At 44.1% G+C, this 19925-nt stretch carries 9 protein-coding genes; 7 read left to right on the top strand and 2 right to left on the bottom strand.

The annotated features are described in order from the left end of the window. Positions 1 to 73 precede the first annotated feature (73 nt). The 5 genes from aceE (at position 74) to ACVBIL_RS14860 (ending at position 13291) form a co-directional block, all read left to right on the top strand. Positions 74 to 2734, top strand: coding sequence for a pyruvate dehydrogenase (acetyl-transferring), homodimeric type (gene aceE, locus ACVBIL_RS14880; RefSeq protein WP_447167756.1), 2661 nt, complete (start codon positions 74 to 76; stop codon positions 2732 to 2734). Positions 2735 to 2747: 13 nt separating this feature from the next. Continuing rightward, positions 2748 to 4634 carry a pyruvate dehydrogenase complex dihydrolipoyllysine-residue acetyltransferase gene (gene aceF / locus ACVBIL_RS14875; protein ID WP_447167755.1) on the top strand — a complete coding sequence of 629 codons (1887 nt, stop codon included), beginning with the start codon at positions 2748 to 2750 and terminating at the stop codon, positions 4632 to 4634. A 243-nt stretch (positions 4635 to 4877) separates the two neighbouring features. Next, entirely contained in the window at positions 4878 to 6305 is a 1428-nt protein-coding gene (gene lpdA, locus ACVBIL_RS14870) for a dihydrolipoyl dehydrogenase (RefSeq protein ID WP_447167754.1), read from the top strand. A gap of 212 nt (positions 6306 to 6517) precedes the next feature. Beyond that, positions 6518 to 10981 (top strand): EAL domain-containing protein, encoded by a 4464-nt coding sequence (locus tag ACVBIL_RS14865; RefSeq protein ID WP_447167753.1) that lies wholly within the window; start codon positions 6518 to 6520, stop codon positions 10979 to 10981. Positions 10982 to 11074: 93 nt separating this feature from the next. Next, positions 11075 to 13291: a patatin-like phospholipase family protein gene (locus ACVBIL_RS14860; RefSeq protein WP_447167752.1), complete on the top strand. Its 2217-nt coding sequence runs from the start codon at positions 11075 to 11077 to the stop codon at positions 13289 to 13291. Between the two features lie 379 nt (positions 13292 to 13670). On the opposite strand, the gene hxpB is transcribed toward ACVBIL_RS14860, so the two are convergent. Next, positions 13671 to 14351, bottom strand: a complete 681-nt coding sequence (hxpB, locus tag ACVBIL_RS14855; RefSeq protein WP_447167751.1) for a hexitol phosphatase HxpB — start codon at positions 14349 to 14351, stop codon at positions 13671 to 13673. A 403-nt stretch (positions 14352 to 14754) separates the two neighbouring features. On the opposite strand from hxpB, the gene acnB reads away from it, so the two are divergent. Continuing rightward, positions 14755 to 17352, top strand: coding sequence for a bifunctional aconitate hydratase 2/2-methylisocitrate dehydratase (acnB, locus tag ACVBIL_RS14850; protein WP_447167750.1), 2598 nt, complete (start codon positions 14755 to 14757; stop codon positions 17350 to 17352). A gap of 169 nt (positions 17353 to 17521) precedes the next feature. Here the strand turns inward: acnB and rsd are convergent, their stop codons facing one another. Then, positions 17522 to 17989 carry a sigma D regulator gene (rsd, locus tag ACVBIL_RS14845; RefSeq protein WP_447167749.1) on the bottom strand — a complete coding sequence of 156 codons (468 nt, stop codon included), beginning with the start codon at positions 17987 to 17989 and terminating at the stop codon, positions 17522 to 17524. 529 nt (positions 17990 to 18518) lie between these two features. On the opposite strand from rsd, the gene hemE reads away from it, so the two are divergent. Then, positions 18519 to 19583 (top strand): uroporphyrinogen decarboxylase, encoded by a 1065-nt coding sequence (hemE, locus tag ACVBIL_RS14840; protein WP_447167748.1) that lies wholly within the window; start codon positions 18519 to 18521, stop codon positions 19581 to 19583. The last annotated feature ends 342 nt before the right edge of the window (positions 19584 to 19925 follow it).

Genomic DNA, 19925 nt, shown 5'->3' with positions numbered 1-19925 from the left:
AATTTTTTATTATTTAAATACACTGAGCACTGCAGTAGTGACTTAGGTATTACGTATAGGAAAGGACTGCAAAATGTCTGAACATATGCTAAACGACGTAGATCCACTAGAAACTAACGAGTGGTTGTCAGCTCTTGAATCTGTTGTACGTGAAGAAGGTGTTGAGCGCGCTCAATATCTACTAGAACAAGTACTTGAGAAGGCTCGTCTAGACGGTGTCGATATGGCGACAGGTATTACTACCAACTATATCAACACTATTCCTACGAGCCAAGAGCCTGCATATCCTGGTAATACGACGCTTGAGCGCCGTATTCGTTCGATTATTCGTTGGAACGCGATCATGATCGTGCTGCGTGCGTCTAAAAAAGATTTAGACCTCGGCGGCCACATGGCGTCTTACCAATCGGCTGCTTCATTTTATGAAATGTGTTTTAACCATTTCTTCCGTGCTCCGAACGACGTTGACGGTGGTGATTTAGTTTATTACCAAGGTCATATCTCTCCAGGCATCTACTCTCGTGCATTTGTGGAAGGCCGTTTGACTGAAGATCAGTTAGACAACTTCCGTCAAGAAGTTGATGGTAAGGGCATTCCTTCATACCCACATCCAAAGCTAATGCCTGAGTTTTGGCAATTCCCGACAGTATCTATGGGCCTAGGTCCAATGTCGGCAATTTACCAAGCACGTTTCCTTAAGTACCTTGATGGCCGTGGTCTAAAAGATACTTCTGCACAGCGTGTGTATGCCTTCCTAGGTGATGGTGAGATGGATGAGCCAGAATCTCGTGGTGCTATCTCTTTCGCGTCACGTGAAAAGTTAGATAACCTATGCTTCCTGATTAACTGTAACCTGCAGCGCCTTGATGGTCCTGTTATGGGTAACGGTAAGATCATTCAAGAGCTTGAAGGTCTGTTTAGAGGCGCAGGTTGGAATGTGGTTAAAGTGATCTGGGGTAATAACTGGGATTCACTATTAGCAAAAGACACGACGGGTAAGTTACTGCAGTTGATGAATGAAACAATTGACGGTGATTACCAGACATTCAAATCTAAAGATGGTGCTTATGTACGTGAGCATTTCTTCGGTAAGTACCCAGAAACTGCGGCGCTTGTGTCTGATATGACAGATGCCGAGATCTTCGCACTTAAGCGTGGTGGTCATGAGTCATCTAAGTTGTTTGCTGCATTTACGAATGCGCAAGGAACTAAAGGCAAGCCAACGGTAATCCTAGCTAAAACAGTTAAAGGTTACGGCATGGGTGAAGCGGCTGAAGGTAAGAACATTGCTCACGGCGTGAAGAAGATGGACATGACCCATGTACTTCAGTTACGTAACCGTTTAGGCCTTGAAGACTTGCTAAGCGATGAAAAAGTATCTGAACTACCTTACGTCAAGTTAGAAGAAGGTTCTGAAGAGTATAAGTACTTACATGCTCGTCGTGATGCTCTGCACGGTTATACACCGCAGCGTCTACCTAATTTTACTAAGCCGCTAGATCTACCTGAAGTGGAAGAGTTTGCTCCTTTGCTTGTTGAGCAAAAGCGCGAAATCTCAACCACTATGGCGTTTGTTCGTACCCTAAACATTTTGCTAAAGAATAAAGGCATTGGTAAGAACATCGTTCCTATTATTGCTGACGAAGCACGTACTTTCGGTATGGAAGGTCTGTTCCGTCAAATCGGTATTTACAACCCGCATGGACAGGAATATACCCCTGAAGATCGCAGTGTTGTGTCTTACTATAAAGAAGCGACTTCTGGTCAAGTATTGCAAGAAGGTATCAACGAGCTAGGTGCGATGTCGTCATGGGTTGCTGCTGCAACATCATACAGCACTAACGATCTACCTATGATCCCGTTCTACATTTACTATTCAATGTTTGGTTTCCAACGTGTTGGCGACATGGCATGGATGGCGGGTGATCAGCAAGCACGTGGCTTCCTATTAGGCGCTACAGCGGGTCGTACAACATTAAACGGTGAAGGTCTGCAGCACGAAGATGGTCACAGCCATGTTCAAGCGAACACGATTCCAAACTGTATCTCTTATGATCCTACTTTCGCTTACGAGCTAGCCGTCATCATGCAAGACGGTATCCGTCGTATGTATGGCGATCAAGAGAACGTGTTCTACTACTTGACGCTAATGAACGAAAACTACGCAATGCCAGCAATGCCTGAAGGCAGCGAAGAAGGTATCCGTAAGGGTATTTACAAGCTTGAGTCGTACAAAGGTAGCAACAAGGTTCAGCTAATGAGCTCGGGTACTATCATGAATGAAGTGCGTAAAGCGGCTCAAATTCTAAGTGATGAGTACGATGTTGCTTCTGATGTTTACTCTGTGACTTCATTTAACGAGTTAACGCGTGAAGGCCAAGATGTTGAGCGTTTCAATATGCTGCACCCTGAAGCTGAGCAAAAGACCGCGTACATTACTCAAGTTATGGGCACTGAGCCAGCAATTGCGGCAACCGATTACATGAAGAACTATGCAGAACAAGTTCGTGCATTTATGCCTTCTGAATCATTCAAAGTATTAGGTACAGATGGTTTCGGTCGTTCAGACAGCCGTGAAAACCTACGTCGTCACTTTGAAGTAAATGCTGGCTACGTTGTTGTAGCAGCACTGAATGAACTCGCTAAACGTGGCGATATTGAAAAGTCAGTGGTTGCACAAGCCATTGCTAAATTCAACATCGACGCTGACAAGACAAACCCGCTATACGCGTAAGAGGCAATACAAAATGACAATCGAAATTAATGTACCTGACATTGGTGCCGATGAAGTTGAAGTGACTGAAATCTTGGTTAGCGTAGGCGACAAGGTTGAAGAAGAGCAATCACTTATCTCTGTTGAAGGCGATAAAGCGGCAATGGAAGTTCCAGCTTCTGCTGCGGGTATTGTTAAAGAAATTAGAGTTGTAGTGGGTGACAAGGTGTCTACCGATTCATTGATTATGATCTTTGAATCTGAAGGCGCAGCGCCTGCTCCTGTAGCTGTAGTCGAGTCTGCAGCTGTTGCGGCTCCTGCTGCACCAGCCACGGCTGAGCTAAAAGAAGTTCAAGTGCCTGATATTGGCGATGACGAAGTTGAAGTAACTGAAATTTTGGTTAATGTTGGCGACAGCATTACAGAAGAGCAGTCACTCCTTAGCGTTGAAGGCGATAAAGCCTCAATGGAAGTACCCGCACCATTTGCTGGTGTACTAAAAGAAATCAAAGTGAATGTAGGCGACAAAGTCTCTACTGGTAGCTTAGTGATGGTTTTTGAAGTGGCAGGTTCTGCAGTGGCTCAAGCGCCAGTGCAAGCAGCTGCTCCTGTTGCTGCGGTAGCATCAGCACCATCAGTACAAGATATTAATGTACCTGATATAGGCGGTGATGAAGTCGAAGTGACTGAAATCATGGTTAAAGTGGGTGACCTTGTTACTGAAGAACAATCACTTATCAGCGTTGAAGGCGACAAAGCGGCGATGGAAGTGCCTGCACCGTTTGCGGGTAAAGTGTTAGCGATTAAAATCGCTCAAGGTGACAAAGTGTCTACTGGTACTTTGATCATGACGTTTGAAGTGGCTGGCAGTGCTCCTGCGGCAGCTGTTGCTCCAGTACAAGCTGCTGCGGCGCTTGCTCCTGTCGCGGCACCAGCACCGACATCGACTCAAGCACCTGCATCTGCAGCGAAAGAAGATTTCGTTGAAAACAGTGCTTATGCTCATGCTTCACCCGTTATCCGCCGTATGGCGCGTGAACTAGGGGTTAACCTAGCAAACGTTAAGGGTACAGGTCGTAAGAACCGCGTAGTGAAAGAAGACGTTCAAAACTACATTAAAGCGGTGATTAAACAAGTACAGTCAGGCAGTGTTAAAACTGCAGCTGCTGGTGGCGAGTTAAATCTACTTGCATGGCCAAAAGTTGATTTCAGTAAGTTTGGTGAAACCGAAGTTAAGCCTCTATCACGCATTCAGAAGATTTCAGGTGCTAATCTACACCGTAACTGGGTGAAAATCCCGCACGTTACTCAGTGGGATGATGCAGATATCACTGAACTAGAAGCTTTCCGTAAGACGCAAAATGCTGCCGAAGCGAAGAAAGAGTCAGGCATGAAGATTACGCCTCTTGTATTCATCATGAAGGCTGTTGCTAAGGCGCTAGAAGCCTACCCAACCTTTAACTCTTCACTTTCAGAAGACGGCGAAAGCTTGATTTTGAAGAAGTACGTTAACGTGGGTATTGCAGTAGATACGCCAAATGGTTTAGTTGTTCCTGTATTTAAAGATGTGAACAAGAAAGGCATTCATGAGCTTTCTGATGAGCTAAAAGAAGTGTCTAAGAAAGCCCGTGGCGGTAAGTTAACAGCTGCAGATATGCAAGGTGGTTGTTTCACTATCTCAAGCCTTGGCGGCATTGGCGGTACGGCATTTACGCCAATCGTTAATGCACCAGAGGTCGCTATTCTTGGTGTGTCTAAGTCAGACATGAAGCCAGTATGGAATGGTAAAGAGTTTGAGCCACGCTTAATGTTGCCATTGTCACTGTCTTACGATCACCGCGTGATTGATGGCGCCGATGGTGCGCGCTTCATCACGTACTTGAATAACTGTCTGTCAGACATTCGTACCTTAGTGCTTTAATCCAAATAGGCTGCTTGATTCAAGCAGCCTATTTTCTAGGTCGCTTATCTAAATCGCTTAGCTAATTTGCTGAATTGGCACTATTAGTAAACATCAGCAAGATTAAGTGTTTCTAGGATTGTGATCAGCATCAAACAAAGGTTAAAATGCGGCCACCTTACAAGATTTGGCCACAGTTTTCGTTGAGTCGGTACTTATCGTTAAGTCAGTATCACCAACGACATAAAAAGAATAGAGGAAAACATGAGTAACGAAATCAAAACTCAGGTAGTTGTACTAGGCGCTGGCCCTGCTGGCTATTCTGCTGCATTCCGTGCTGCAGATTTAGGTCTAGAAACTGTTATTGTTGAGCGTTTCAGCACATTAGGCGGCGTATGTTTAAACGTCGGTTGTATCCCTTCTAAAGCTTTACTGCATGTTTCTAAAGTCATTGAAGAAGCAAAAGCGGTTTCTAGCCACGGTGTTGTTTTTGGTGAGCCACAGATTGATCTTGATAAGCTACGTGAATACAAGCAATCGGTAATTGGTCAGTTAACTAACGGTTTAGGCGGCATGTCTAAGATGCGTAAAGTTAACGTAGTTAACGGTCTTGGTAAGTTCACTGGCCCTAACACGCTAGAAGTACAAGGTGAAGATGGCGTTAAAGTTGTTCACTTTGAGCAAGCAATTATTGCTGCAGGTTCTCGCCCAATTAAATTGCCATTTATTCCGCATGAAGACCCACGCGTATGGGATTCAACTGATGCACTAGAGCTTAAAGAAGTTCCAGGCAAGCTACTGGTTATGGGTGGCGGTATCATAGGTCTAGAAATGGGTACCGTGTATTCATCACTCGGTAGCGAGATTGACGTAGTAGAGATGTTTGACCAAGTTATTCCTGCTGCAGACAAAGACGTTGTTCGCGTATACACCAAGAAGATCAAGAAGAAGTTCAACTTGATGCTTGAAACTAAAGTGACTGCGGTTGAAGCGAAAGAAGACGGTATTTACGTCACAATGGAAGGCAAGAAAGCACCTGCTGAGCCAGTTCGTTATGACGCAGTATTGGTTGCAATCGGCCGTGTTCCAAATGGTAAAGGCTTAGACGCTGAAAAAGCGGGTGTAAATGTTGATGAGCGTGGCTTTATCAATGTTGATAAGCAGATGCGTACTAACGTAGCAAACATCTATGCTATCGGTGACATCGTTGGTCAGCCAATGCTTGCGCACAAAGGTGTGCATGAAGGCCATGTGGCTGCAGAAGTGATTTCTGGTCTTAAGCACTTCTTCGATCCGAAAGTTATTCCATCAATTGCCTACACAGACCCAGAAGTTGCTTGGGTTGGTCTAACTGAGAAAGAAGCGAAAGAGCAAGGTGTTGCTTACGAAACTGCGACTTTCCCTTGGGCTGCAAGTGGCCGTGCAATCGCATCAGATTGTGCCGACGGCATGACTAAGCTAATTTTCGACAAAGAGACTCACCGCGTAATTGGTGGTGCTATTGTTGGTGTTAATGGCGGCGAGTTACTCGGTGAAATTGGCCTAGCAATCGAAATGGGTTGTGACGCTGAAGACTTAGCACTAACAATCCACGCTCACCCAACACTGCATGAGTCTGTTGGCCTAGCGGCTGAGATTTATGAAGGTTCAATTACTGATTTGCCAAACCCAAAGGCAAAGAAGAAAAAGTAAACTATTTAGATAAGTAGTTTCGGACCCAAAAAAGCGCTCTTATGAGCGCTTTTTTATTTTCAGTTTTTAATCATTTACTTATATTGATTGGAATAACAAGAAGGATTGTTTTACTTTCATCTGCTCGGAAGAGTGCTTTTTAGGCAATCAAAGGGTGAATCTATGTTATCTAAATGCTACATTCAGGTTAATCTGAAAATGCTATAAAGCAGATGAGAATAATAATCAAAAGAATCTGGCTTAGTTTACTGTTATTAACCATTACGATCGCAGTCCCTGCTATGGCTGGCGGTGTCGTGAAGCGGGTATTTGATGCGAACGATGGACTCGTTAACGCAACAGTATGGGATATCAACTTCGATGAACATGGCTTTACTTGGCTGGCAACCGAGGAGGGCTTATATCGCGTTAGTAGTAATAACGTCCGCCGTATCGATAAGGTCGGTGTAAATTCAAAGCTCAGTGATAGTATTCTCTATCTGGTTGTGCCTCTTAGTCAGCGTCATATCCTTGTTAGCGGTGCTTATAAAATCTATCTTTATGATATGTATGCCAATGAGTTTATTGAGTTTGGCAGCCCTCAATTATTCCCTGAGTACCGTGGTGGTGGAATAGTCTCTCAAGTTCAAGAGGATGGTGGCGATCGGATTTTTTTAACTTATGATGGCGAACTGCTTAGATTTAATTATCAAAGTATGTCTCTTTCGCGGATCAATTTTCTCCCGAGTAATCCGGATCACCCATGGCGGATTATGTTATCTCTGTCTGAAAACCATCTGCTAGTAGGTAAAGAAAATTATCTAGAAATTCGCGATCTCAATGGCGTTAGGTTGAAAGTGCTACCATGGCATAACGTTTGGGGAGATATCAAGAATGTCTATAAACACTCCAGCGGACGAGCGTGGATAACCTCAAGTAAAGGCTTGTTTGAAATAGACCTAAAGACCTTTTCTATTAAAAAAGTCGAGCAACTCGAACATTATATCACCAATATTACCGAAGATAAGCAGGGCTATTTATGGCTCTCAACCCGAGGCGGTTTACTGCGATGGCTGCCAGATGCAGAAACAGGCACGCTTTATGGTAACGAATTAAAGCTCAAATCCAACATAGATTACACTTACGATATTGCGGTAGATGATACCGGGCTTATTTGGATCGGGGGCTCTGGTGATGGGGTGGCTATTTTAATGGTCGAGCCTGATTTTTTAAAAGAAAAATACACTAAAGGCCCACCTTTCTACATAAAAGATGAGGTGATCTGGACTATTTTCGCTGAAAATAATCATGTGTGGTTAGGTACTGATGCGGGGTTGATACTGGTTGATAAGCTGGCGCAAGAATCCTATTTAATCAACCCTCATGGTATTGCACTCAACGACAGCATTTATAAAATTGATTCGTTAAATAAAGACTTTTTATTGCTATCGACCACCAATGGCTTATCAGTGGTCAACAAGAACACATTTCATACTCAAAGTTTTGCGAGTTGGTCTGGCGGACAAAGTTCGCTTGAATATAAAGTTGTTTTTAACACTTACTTTGATCCGTTAATCGAAGGCCGTATTTGGTTTGCAACCAGTAGTGGCCTTTATTATTGGGAGCAAGGTTTTGCTGCGCCAAAGTTGGTACGTATTGGCAGTGCTCTTAATAGTAATATTACGGTGGAAATTGTGGCGGTTACTCGAGATAGTAGCAACCGTTTATGGCTCGGGGGCAACCGTATATTTGGCTATTTAGACTCTAAGCTTACCTTCCATCCTATGATGGAGCCCTTATCAAGCCAAGATGTTGAATCTAGCGTTCGTTTTATTAAAGAGGTTGCTGTAAATGAGCTGTGGTTAGGATTGGAGTCTCATGGCTTATTATCTTTTAATACGCATAGTGGTGAGATAGAAAACTTAACCGAAAAATGGGATGTGACTTGTCATGGGATCTATTTCCTAGAGGAGTACAGCCATTATCGTTTAATTGGTTGCCCTCGATCTATGATCCGCCAAAATGTGATTGATGGCGAGATAATATCGGTTTCACCTTTGGATGGGCTGATAAGTGATGAGTTGAACGAAGCGGCATATTTTGCATCTACAGAAGGGGTTTATCTCGGAACGCCTGATGGTGGTATGTTGCTCGATGTCGATTTACTACAAAATAGAGTCGTTAACGAATCGATATTGTTAGAGTCGATAGAGGTCTATTATGAAGATCACACCGAACTAAATCTCCTGCCTGCTAACGGTTACTCTATTTTGCCCGGAGCACAGCTAGTCGGCTTTCAGTTAGCTCGTAACAATTATCTTGACGCGACACCTATGCCACTTAAGTATCGTTTACGACGAGGTGGCTTAGATGACCAAGCGAGTTATATTTTTCTCGATGGTAAATCTCAGCTTAATATCTCTGGATTAGAATCAGGCTCCTACGTGCTTGATATTATCAGCCTAAATAACGATATTTGGTCTAAAACGCCGGTTTCATTTAGCTTTTACGTTGAACAATATTGGTGGCAGAGCTCTTGGTTCAAGGGACTACTTTTACTTGGCCTATTGCTGCTTGGTTTAGGGGTTATTTATATTCGTCAGCGGCAAGTTAAAGCGTTTAAAGTCATTAATACTGCACTTACCGACAGTGAAAATCGCTTAAAGCAAGCGCTTAAGGGTAGCCATTCCGAGCTATGGGAGTGGCAACTCAGTAGCAATCTATTTTGTTTAGAGAATATAGGGAGACGGTTGAGCGGAGCCGAGTCGCAAATTTATCTTAAGTTAGAGCAGTTCCCTATTCACAGTGAAGACGCTAATGAAGTGATGGCTGCGTGGCAAGACATGCTAGAGGAACGTACCGATAGATTCGAGGTCGAGTATCGTTATCGTAGAGCAGATTCTTGCTGGGGTTGGGTTAGAGTTATGGGGCGCCCCGTTGAGCGTAATAAGCTCTCTGGGGGGATAGAACGTGTCGCCGGTATATACAGTGATATTACTGAGCAGAGAAAACTAAAAGATGATGTTTATCTACTGGCTCAAGCGTTTGAAAATACCTCTGAGGCAGTGCTTATTTTTGACAGCAAAGAGAAGGTTCAAGTTTCCAATAAAGCTGCTGAAAATATGATGACACTTGATTCTAATAGCTTAATTGGACTGTCGTTTTCGCAAGTGTTGCAAGCTGATGGAGTTAAGTCGACGATTACTCTGCTGCTGGAGCAGGGGCTTAGTTGGGCTGGTGAATGCCAGGTTAATGCGCCAGATTGCCAAAGCTGCGCCGTTTGGCTTAATGTTTCAGCTATTTTGAATGCTAATGGCGATGCGACACATTATGTAGTGGTATTTTCCGATATTACCGAGCGAAAGCGCACGGAGGCTGACTTACGCAGGCTGGCTAATTATGATGTGTTGACGGGATTATCTAATCGCTCCTTGTTTTCAAGCAAGCTTTCACAATCTATATATCAGGCTGAAAAAGACGGCAGCAATTTAGCTCTGCTGTTTTTGGATCTGGATAGATTCAAACACGTTAATGACTCCTACGGGCATAGCATGGGAGATGCTTTACTGGTTGAAGCGTCTAACCGCTTACAGGCGTTAATTGCAGATGAGCATGTGTTGTGTCGCTTTGGTGGCGATGAATTTGTTGTCTTGCTGCGTGACAGCCCTAATGTCGATATGATCAACCATCTTTGCGAGAGGCTACTGGCAAGTATCGAGTTGCCTTTTGAGCTTTATGGCCGAGAGTTTTATATCTCAACTAGTATCGGTGTCAGTTTGTGGCCTGAAGACGCTAAGCAACCAGAAACGTTGATTAAGAATGCTGATTTGGCTATGTATCATGCAAAAGAAGAGGGCAAGGGTAACTTCAAATATTACTCTGAGGAGCGAAATGCTGAAGCGCTTTATCACCTTCGCCTCGAAGCCGATCTGCGTAAAGCCATTGAACGTAATGAGCTAGAGCTGCACTTTCAGCCTCAGACGGATATCTTACAGAATGACAAATTAGTGGGTGTTGAAGCGTTGCTGCGTTGGCATCACCCAAAAGATGGCTTTATTCGTACCGATATTTTTATCAAAGTGGCAGAAGCCTGCGGCCTTATTGTTGATATCGATCGCTGGGTAATGCGCGAAGCCTGTATTCAGGGGGCTCGCTGGGCTGAACTGTTAGTTGAGCCGATTAATGTCTCTGTGAATGTGTCAGCACTACACTTTCGTCAGCCAGATTTCATTAAAGGAGTTCAGCAGATCTTAGCTGAAACGCATATGCCAGCGGCGCTCCTATCATTAGAGATCACTGAAGGCGTATTGATGAAAGAGCTTAACGTGGCCAAACAGCATCTTAAAGAGCTTAAGGTATTAGGGATTGATGTGGCGATTGATGACTTTGGTACCGGTTACTCATCACTGGCTTACCTGCGCCACTTTGAGGTTAACACGCTTAAAATTGATCGTTCTTTCCTCATTGATATTGCCACCAATAAGGCGGATCAGGCGATAGCCAGTAGTATTATTGAACTCGCCAGAAACCTTAAGCTAGATGTGGTTGCAGAAGGCGTTGAAACTCATGAGCAGTTAGAACAGGTCTTTAGTCGCGGTTGTTATGTTATTCAAGGGTATTATTTTGCTAAGCCTATGCCACTTGCTGAGATTGAGGAGTATATGGGATTAGAACAAGCCGTAAGCCTAGAGGGTTAGGCTGAATAATAGCCGTGATTGTGCGCTATATCTTGCGTATGACCGATAAATAAAATACGTTAAGACGTCAATAGAAGAGTCGAATAAGTCATTATGATACATAGAATAATCATTCTTTGTTTAGCTATCGTTAGCCCTCAGTGTGCTTTTGCAGAAGAGCGCCCAAAAATAGGTTTAGTCTTGAGTGGTGGTGGTGCTAAGGGCGCTGCACATATCGGGGTGCTTAAAGTACTCGAAGAAAAGCAGATCCCGATCGACTACATAGCGGGTACCAGTATTGGTGCTTATGTGGGGGGCATGTATGCACTAGGTTATAGTGCTGCTGAAATCGAAGCTATCATGATGAACACAAGGTGGGACGGTGGTTATTCAGATACCATTCCCCGTGAGGCATTAAGCTATCGCGATAAAGAGACTCGGGACCAGTTCAATATTCCAATAAATGTGGGTTATAGTGATGAACAGGTGAAGATCCCCGCAGGCCTGCTGCGTGGCCAGTCTATGTCGCTATTACTGCGTAGCTCGACCAATCTGGTGCATCAGTTTGGTGACTTTGATGATTTAGCCATTCCTTACCGAGCGGTAGCGACTAACCTCGCCACTAGCGAACCGGTTGTTTTAAGCTCGGGTAGTGTCGTTGCGGCAATGCAGGCATCAGCTTCTGTGCCAGGAGCACTGCAACCAGCGGTTATTGATGGGGACTTATTAGTCGATGGGGGTATTGCTAACAATATGCCTGTCGATGTCGTTAAAGCGATGGGAGCCGATATTGTTATTGCGGTTGATATTGGCTCGCCATTAATGAAGCAAACAGAACTTGATAGCACCATTGCAGTACTAAATCAGCTTTCCACTATTTTGACTAATGCCAGTTCTGACAGACAAAAAGCACTGTTAACCGATCATGATATTTTGATCCGTCCTAACATTGGTGTACTCAGCACCACTGATTTCAGCGCAATGCCTATTGCGCTACCTTTAGGCGAGATCGCTGCTCGAGAACAAACCGACAAGCTTGAGCAGTACAGCGTAGATAAGCATGATTACCAACACTATATCACGAGTAAAAAAACCAAGAGCCAACAATGGTTAGATGATATTGATAGGCCATTGATTAAAGTGATTTACGACAATGATTCTAAGGTTAGTGAGAAGCTACTGGCTGATAACTTAGGGTTAGATGTAGGCGATCGTGTCACAGTAGAGGCATTAGAGGCTGGTTTAGATAACATTTATGCGCTTGATAAGTTTGAGCGTGTGGATGCTGAATTTACCGATACTGCAGAGGGCCGGGTATTAACGGTTAGCACTAAGGCAAAGTCTTGGGGGCCGAATTACTTTCAACTTGGATTCAGTTGGGAGGATGATTTTAGCCTAGATTCTGTTATCTCGCTTGATATGGCTTACACCATGACAGAGCTAACTGAAAATGGTGGCGAGTGGCGTAATGAGTTGTCTCTAGGTTTTGACAAGTTAATCGCATCTGAATTTTACCAACCCCTGGAAAAGGATCAGAGTTTCTTTAGTCGTGCTAGGGTCGAGTATGAGCTGAAAGATTGGGGTTTCTTTGAAAATAATAAACGTATTTTTGAACTTAGGCAGACTGCGTACCGAGCGGAGTTAGGCATTGGTATTAACTACACCCAAAACGGTATAGTTGAAATTGGTGCGCTCGGTGAAATGGGTGATCTAGAAAATGATGTTTGGGGCTTGGGTAAGGTCGATTATGACGGTTATGGCGGTTACTTCAAGTTCGCTTATGATGACTTAAATAGTATTAACTTTCCGACATCAGGCAATCGTTTTACGTTCAATGTCTACATGAGAAAAGAGAGCTACGATCTTGATGACGTTGGCGATTCTTCAGATTTTTCCATTCAGTATGAAGCTGATTGGCGTGGCGCAGTCAGTGTTGGTAATCATGCTTTTGTGGGGATAGCCTCTTTGGCTACAGTCGATAAAGATGGTGCCTTTACGGTTAACGTATCTGAACTGGGCGGCTTTTTAAATTTATCTGGCTACCACAAGAATGCGCTTTATGGTTCACATAAGGTATTTGGCGCGTTTGTTTATCAGTATGACTTAGGCCGAGATGTGCTTGGGATGACAGAGTATCCACTTTATTTAGGTACGAGCCTCGAGGCGGGTAACGTATGGAACCAGAAAGACAGTGTGTCTCTCGATGATTTGATTTACGCCGGCAGTTTATATTTAGGTATTGATACTAGTGTCGGTCCTGCAGCATTCGGTTTCGGAGCATCAGATAATGGCGAGAAAACCGTGTTCTTATTTATTGGTAAGAACTGGTAATAGGCTGCCTTGTAATGCAATGGCCTTTTAAGCCATAAAGGTACATGTGATTCAGTGCTGTGTTAGAGCCCATCGAAAGATGGGCTTTTTGTTTTCAGTCCTAAACCTGTTACTTCAGTAGGTGGATTGCTATTACAGCCTAAATAGGTGAACGCTTTATGCCGACAGGTCTACAGCTTGAGCTTTATATATGGCAGGTAATGTGTCGCTTATACCCAAACGACTTGAACATGCTCATTTCAGAGGCCTTGCGCAAAGCCTTCTTCGATGGGGTTTAATGCACTTTCTGCTGCGTTATTGATCTTGCTAAGGGAACAAGCATTAACTGCAATCAACGCCTTGCTTAAAGCGCATTAAATTCCCACTGAACCCTGCATCTTCAGGTGGCTTGGGTATAGCGGTACGTCGCCAAAAAATGGGGCAAGGCTTCTAGGCTAACGAGTTGCTGGTGGGCAATTGCCCACTTGCTTAGCGCTGCGTGCTTAGCTTCAGGTATCACTATGGTCTGCATATTGGCCGCTCGTGCGGAGACTAAGCCATTGAATGAATCTTCAATGGCTAAGCAATGTATAGGATTAATATTGAGTGCCTCTGCGCAATTTAAATACACTTCAGGGTGAGGTTTACCATAGGCCAAATACTCTGCAGACTTAATCGCTTCAAAGTAAGGCTCTATGGCTAACTTGTTTAAAACAGCCTGAATAATATCAGTTGAAGATGAGGTCGCTAGACCTATTTTAAGGCCGTATTTTTGGCAAGCTTGTAATGCACTAATTACGCCTTTCATCGGCTTACCATCGGCGTTAATGTGACTTACTACGTGGTGAACAATAGCATTAGCAGTCTCTTGGTTGCGATAATTTGGCCATGGAAAGCGTGCATGCCAAAAAGCGACAACTTGGTCGATTCTTAAGCCTGTTGTTAACGCCATATCTTGCATTGATACGTTTAAACCCAGTTCAGTCATGACCTCAAAAATGGCTATTTGCCAAACGGGTTCGGAGTCGATTAATACGCCGTCCATGTCAAAAATAACGGCTTTTAGCTTGGGGTTGGCCATAAGTATCCAATTATGTTCATTATAACTTTGGTGAATATTAGAGGTTTGAATGCTCAGCTTTGCGAATAATCATACTGTTAGCACCTTAATAATGACAAGGTTTTATGCGTAAAGCTTGCCATGTTAGAACGAGTTTAGTCATTTTAAATGTATGATTTATATAATTTAGATCAAGGTTTCACACTATGGTCTAGTTTTCTTTTTCGACGAATAGATTTACTGTATAGCTCGAGATGTCGATTGAGTGTTGTTTTACTTTTGCCGAAGTGTGATCGGATTCATACTTTTGTGAAGCTGTAGTATAATAACGCTCGAAATAAGGGGTGAGCCTGCCGAGCTGTCAGTTTCAATGTGAAGACGAGCAGTTTCGCTGTTAGAACGCCAAACAAAGAGGAAGGTTGCCGTGCTAGAAGCATATCGTAAACACGTCGCAGAACGTGCTTCAGAGGGCGTAGTCCCTAAGCCATTAGATGCCCAACAAGTGGCACAGTTAGTTGAATTGGTAAAGAATCCACCTGCAGGTGAAGAAGCTGTACTTCTTGAACTGCTTGAAAATCGCATCCCTCCGGGTGTTGATGAAGCCGCTTACGTTAAAGCGGGCTTTTTAGATGCCGTCGCACAAGGCGAAGTATCATCTTCTATTTTATCGTCTGAGCGTGCCGTTGAACTGCTTGGTACGATGCAAGGTGGTTATAATATTGACCCACTGATTGCACAGCTAGATAACGAAGCGCAAGCACCATTAGCCGTTGAAGCGCTGTCGCACACGCTATTGATGTTTGATTCATTCCACGATGTAGTGGAAAAAATGCAAGCGGGTAACGATTACGCTAAGCAAGTTGTTCACGCTTGGGCTGATGCAAAATGGTTCTTATCTCGTCCAAAGCTTGCTGAAAAAATCTCACTGACGGTATTTAAAGTGTCAGGCGAGACCAACACCGATGACTTATCTCCTGCACCAGATGCATGGTCGCGCCCAGATATTCCACTGCACGCATTAGCGATGCTTAAGAATGCGCGTGACGGAATCGTGCCTGATGAAGCGGGCGCTATCGGTCCAATCAAAGAGATTGAATCACTAAAGACTAAAGGTTTCCCGTTAGTTTACGTGGGTGATGTGGTTGGTACGGGTTCTTCACGTAAGTCAGCAACTAACTCAGTGCTTTGGTTCATGGGCGATGATATCCCTAATGTACCAAACAAGCGCGCGGGTGGTTTCTGTTTGGGTGGTAAGATTGCACCGATCTTCTTTAACACTATGGAAGATGCGGGCGCACTGCCTATCGAGCTCGATGTTAGCAAGATGGAAATGGGCGATGTTATCGATATCTACCCATATCAAGGCATCGTTAAGCGTCATGGCACTGATGAAGTCATCTCTGAGTTTTCTCTTAAGACTGACGTGTTGATGGATGAGGTTCGTGCTGGTGGTCGTATTCCACTCATTATTGGCCGTGGTCTAACCGATCGCGCACGCGAAACGCTAAATCTTGAAGCATCGATTGAATTTGTTCGCCCTAAAGATGTGGTTGATACTGGTAAGGGCTTCACCCTTGCACAGAAGATGGTTGGCAAGGCATGCGGTGTTAGCGGTATTCGTCCTGGCCAATACTGTGAACCTAAGATGACATCTGTAGGTTCGCAAGATACAACAGGTCCTATGACCCGTGATGAGCTAAAAGATTTAGCCTGTCTTGGTTTTAGCGCCGATTTGACCATGCAGTCTTTCTGTCACACCGCGGCTTATCCAAAGCCAGTTGATGTGAACACCCACCACACGTTACCTGATTTCATCATGAACCGTGGCGGTGTTGCCTTGCGTCCGGGTGACGGCGTTATTCACTCGTGGTTAAACCGTATGCTGCTACCTGATACTGTTGGTACTGGTGGTGACTCACATACACGTTTCCCTATCGGCATTTCGTTCCCAGCCGGTTCAGGCCTAGTCGCCTTTGCTGCTGCAACGGGCGTAATGCCGCTTGATATGCCGGAATCAATTTTGGTGCGCTTTAAAGGCGAAATGCAACCTGGTATGACGTTACGTGACTTGGTACATGCAATCCCACTTAAAGCGATTGAAATGGGTCTGTTAACGGTTGAGAAAAAAGGCAAGATCAATGCTTTCTCTGGCCGTGTACTAGAAATTGAAGGTCTTGAGCAGCTTAAAGTTGAGCAAGCATTTGAGCTTTCAGATGCATCTGCTGAGCGTAGTGCCGCAGGTTGTACTATCAAGCTAGATAAAGAGCCTATCATTGAGTACCTAAACTCAAACATCGTTATGCTTAAGTGGATGATTAGCGAGGGTTACGGCGATCGTCGTACTATTGAGCGCCGTATTACGGCAATGCAAGAGTGGCTGGATAATCCAGAGCTTATGCAAGCTGATAGCGATGCCGAGTACGCTGAAATTATCGAAATCGATTTGAATGAAATCAAAGAGCCAATTCTTTGTGCACCAAACGATCCAGATGATGCGATTCTACTTTCATCTGTAGTTGATACTAAGATTGACGAAGTATTCGTTGGTTCTTGTATGACTAACATCGGTCACTTCCGTGCAACCGGTAAGATGCTTGATAAGTTTGCTTCAACACTGCCAACGCGTTTGTGGATCGCGCCGCCAACTAAGATGGACCGCGACCAGCTAACAGAAGAGGGCTACTACGCTATCTTCGGCCGTGTTGGTGCACGTATCGAGATCCCAGGTTGTTCACTGTGTATGGGTAACCAAGCACGTGTTGCAGAAGGCGCGACAGTCGTTTCTACTTCTACGCGTAACTTCCCTAACCGTCTAGGTACTGGTGCTAATGTTTATTTAGCTTCTGCCGAGCTTGCGGCTGTTGCTGCATTGCTGGGTCGCTTGCCATCGCCTGATGAGTATCAGTCATACGCTAAAGAGTTAGATGCAACTGCAGCTGACACTTACCGTTACCTGAACTTTGATCAGATTGCATCGTACACAGAAAAAGCCGATGCAGTGATTTTTCAATCAGCGGTATAAACCTGATTGATACACTGAACTTGGTGCTTTGAAATTGATGCTTTGAAGTCGGAAAACTAAAAAGGCCTGCTAAATTAGCAGGCCTTTTTGTTAATTAATTTTTAATCTTTGCTAGAACCTAGAACCTAGAACCTAGAACCTAGAACCTAGAACCTAGAACCTAGAACCTTTAAGAATGCTTAGCGTGCAGCACTTCTAGCAATTTGTCTTCAAGCTCAAAGCGTGTTTCCATTGCATGACCAAGAGATGACAAATCTTTATCTAAATGAAACAGCACTTGCTCATCTTCGGCTTCGGTATATTTGTCATTGAAGTCTAAAGCGGTATCCGTTGTTTCGCTAATCTGCGGCACTAGCTGCTGAGCAACCTCCTGGCTAGAGCTGCCATTTTTCTCACAGGCGGTGACAACTTGGTTGTAGATCTCAAAATGGCCTTCTGACACATAATCCATTAATTGGTCACAAAACTGTTTTACGGACGTAAAGGCGGGTAGTGACTTGTCGGTCTTCTCATATGGCGGGATCCCAGCAATCTGGCAATAGTTAATCAGCAGGTTACGCCGATTATTTAACCATTGATCTATAAGAGTATTTGAACCGCCCCATTTTTGTTCGGCTTTCTCTAGATTTCTAAGCATGATCTTCCCCGTTAAGAATCCTTCTCTGTATCTCTAATGTAGGGGCAAAACGTAGTTTTGATCAACCATTATTGGATGATTTATGAGGATTTGCTAAATGGACAAACCAGAGGGGAATGTAAACGAAGTGCTAAAAAATAAAATGCCCAGCGATAGAAAGCTATCGCTGGGCGAGTAAAGTTTGTAGCGGGCTCGATGCGACGAGCTTCTTGATTGTTCTTGCTAGCGCAGACTTTTTATACCAAAGCTAGCAACTAGGTGCAACTTTTTTCTGTCATATTGGGAATCGTACAGCATAGGTTAAGCTAGGTTGTGAACCTATTTCACGTTTTTGGTTAAAGCTGTGAAGTGTTGCAGAGTAGCCCCAAATACTAAGGTGAAACAGCTCAATAATGTTAACTACTTCAGAGTTGGCAGAATTTGTCGCGTTACTTGTCACATTATTTTACCGTTACAGGTTACTTTATTAACGTAAATGCTAAACTACTGCCCCAAGCGGATATCACTATAAGTTTAGGAATCAAGCCAAATGGCAGAATTAAAGAATGATCGTTATTTACGTGCGTTATTAAAACAGCCTGTCGACAGAACTCCTGTCTGGATGATGCGTCAAGCTGGTCGTTATCTTCCTGAATATAAAGCCACCCGCGCAGAAGCTGGCGACTTCATGTCTCTTTGTAAGAACCAAGACTTAGCTTGCGAAGTAACACTTCAACCACTACGTCGCTATGACTTAGATGCTGCAATCCTGTTCTCTGACATTCTGACTATTCCAGATGCTATGGGCTTAGGCCTGTACTTTGAAACTGGCGAAGGCCCACGTTTCGAACGTCCAACAGACACCATAGATTCAATCAAAAAGCTTTGCATCCCAGATCCAGAAGACGAGCTTGGCTACGTCATGCGTGCTGTAAGCACGATTCGTCGTGAACTTAAAGGTGAAGTGCCACTAATCGGTTTCTCTGGCTCACCTTGGACACTAGCGACTTACATGGTTGAAGGTGGTTCAAGCAAGGCGTTTGAAAAGATTAAGAAGATGGCGTACGAAGAGCCAGCGACTCTACACATGCTGTTAGACAAGCTAGCAGACTCTGTAACATTGTACTTGAACGCTCAGGTTGCAAACGGTGCACAGTCTCTTATGATTTTCGATTCATGGGGTGGCGCGCTTTCTCACCACGCATACCGTGAGTTCTCGCTACGTTACATGCAGAAAATCGTTGATGGCCTAACTCGTCATGCAGACGGTCGCCAAGTGCCAGTCACTCTGTTCACTAAAGGTGGCGGACTATGGCTTGAGTCTATGGCTGAAACGGGCTGTGATGCACTAGGTCTAGACTGGACTATTGATATCGGTGATGCACGTCGCCGTGTAGGTCATAAAGTTGCACTACAAGGCAACATGGACCCATCAGTACTTTATGGAACACCAGAGCGCATTCATCAAGAAGTGGATCAAATCCTATCTTCTTATGGTGAAGGCACTGGCCACGTATTTAACTTGGGCCACGGTATTCACCAGCATGTTGATCCTGAGCGCGCTGGCTCGTTCATTAACTCAGTGCATGAGTTATCAGCTAAATACCACAAGTAATTAACTCGACCATAAGCGAATTGCTTTACCATTGATTGGTATAAATAAGGGCTCAGTTTACTGGGCCTTTATTGTTTCTGCTGTTTAACTCTTCTTTGCAATCTATGGTCTCTGTTTGGCAAGGGAATACTTGCTAAGTATCGTTTGTTCGCCCTCAAAGTATAATCATTGAGCTAGTGTAAATAATCAGCAGTTTTCAGTGAATTAGAGTCGACTATCATGAGATTTGATAACGATAGTTAGTTTGTTGATGTTTTTATCAACGGCTGTAACGAGTCTAGGTATTATCTAGTGCTGAAATGGGGTACTTTGCTAATACAAACCAAGTCGTGGCCAGATTGA

It is taken from the genome of Shewanella sp. 125m-7, assembly GCF_052977045.1.
The sequence above is the reverse complement of the archived record's forward strand: the minus strand, read 5'-3'. Positions and strand labels throughout refer to the sequence as shown.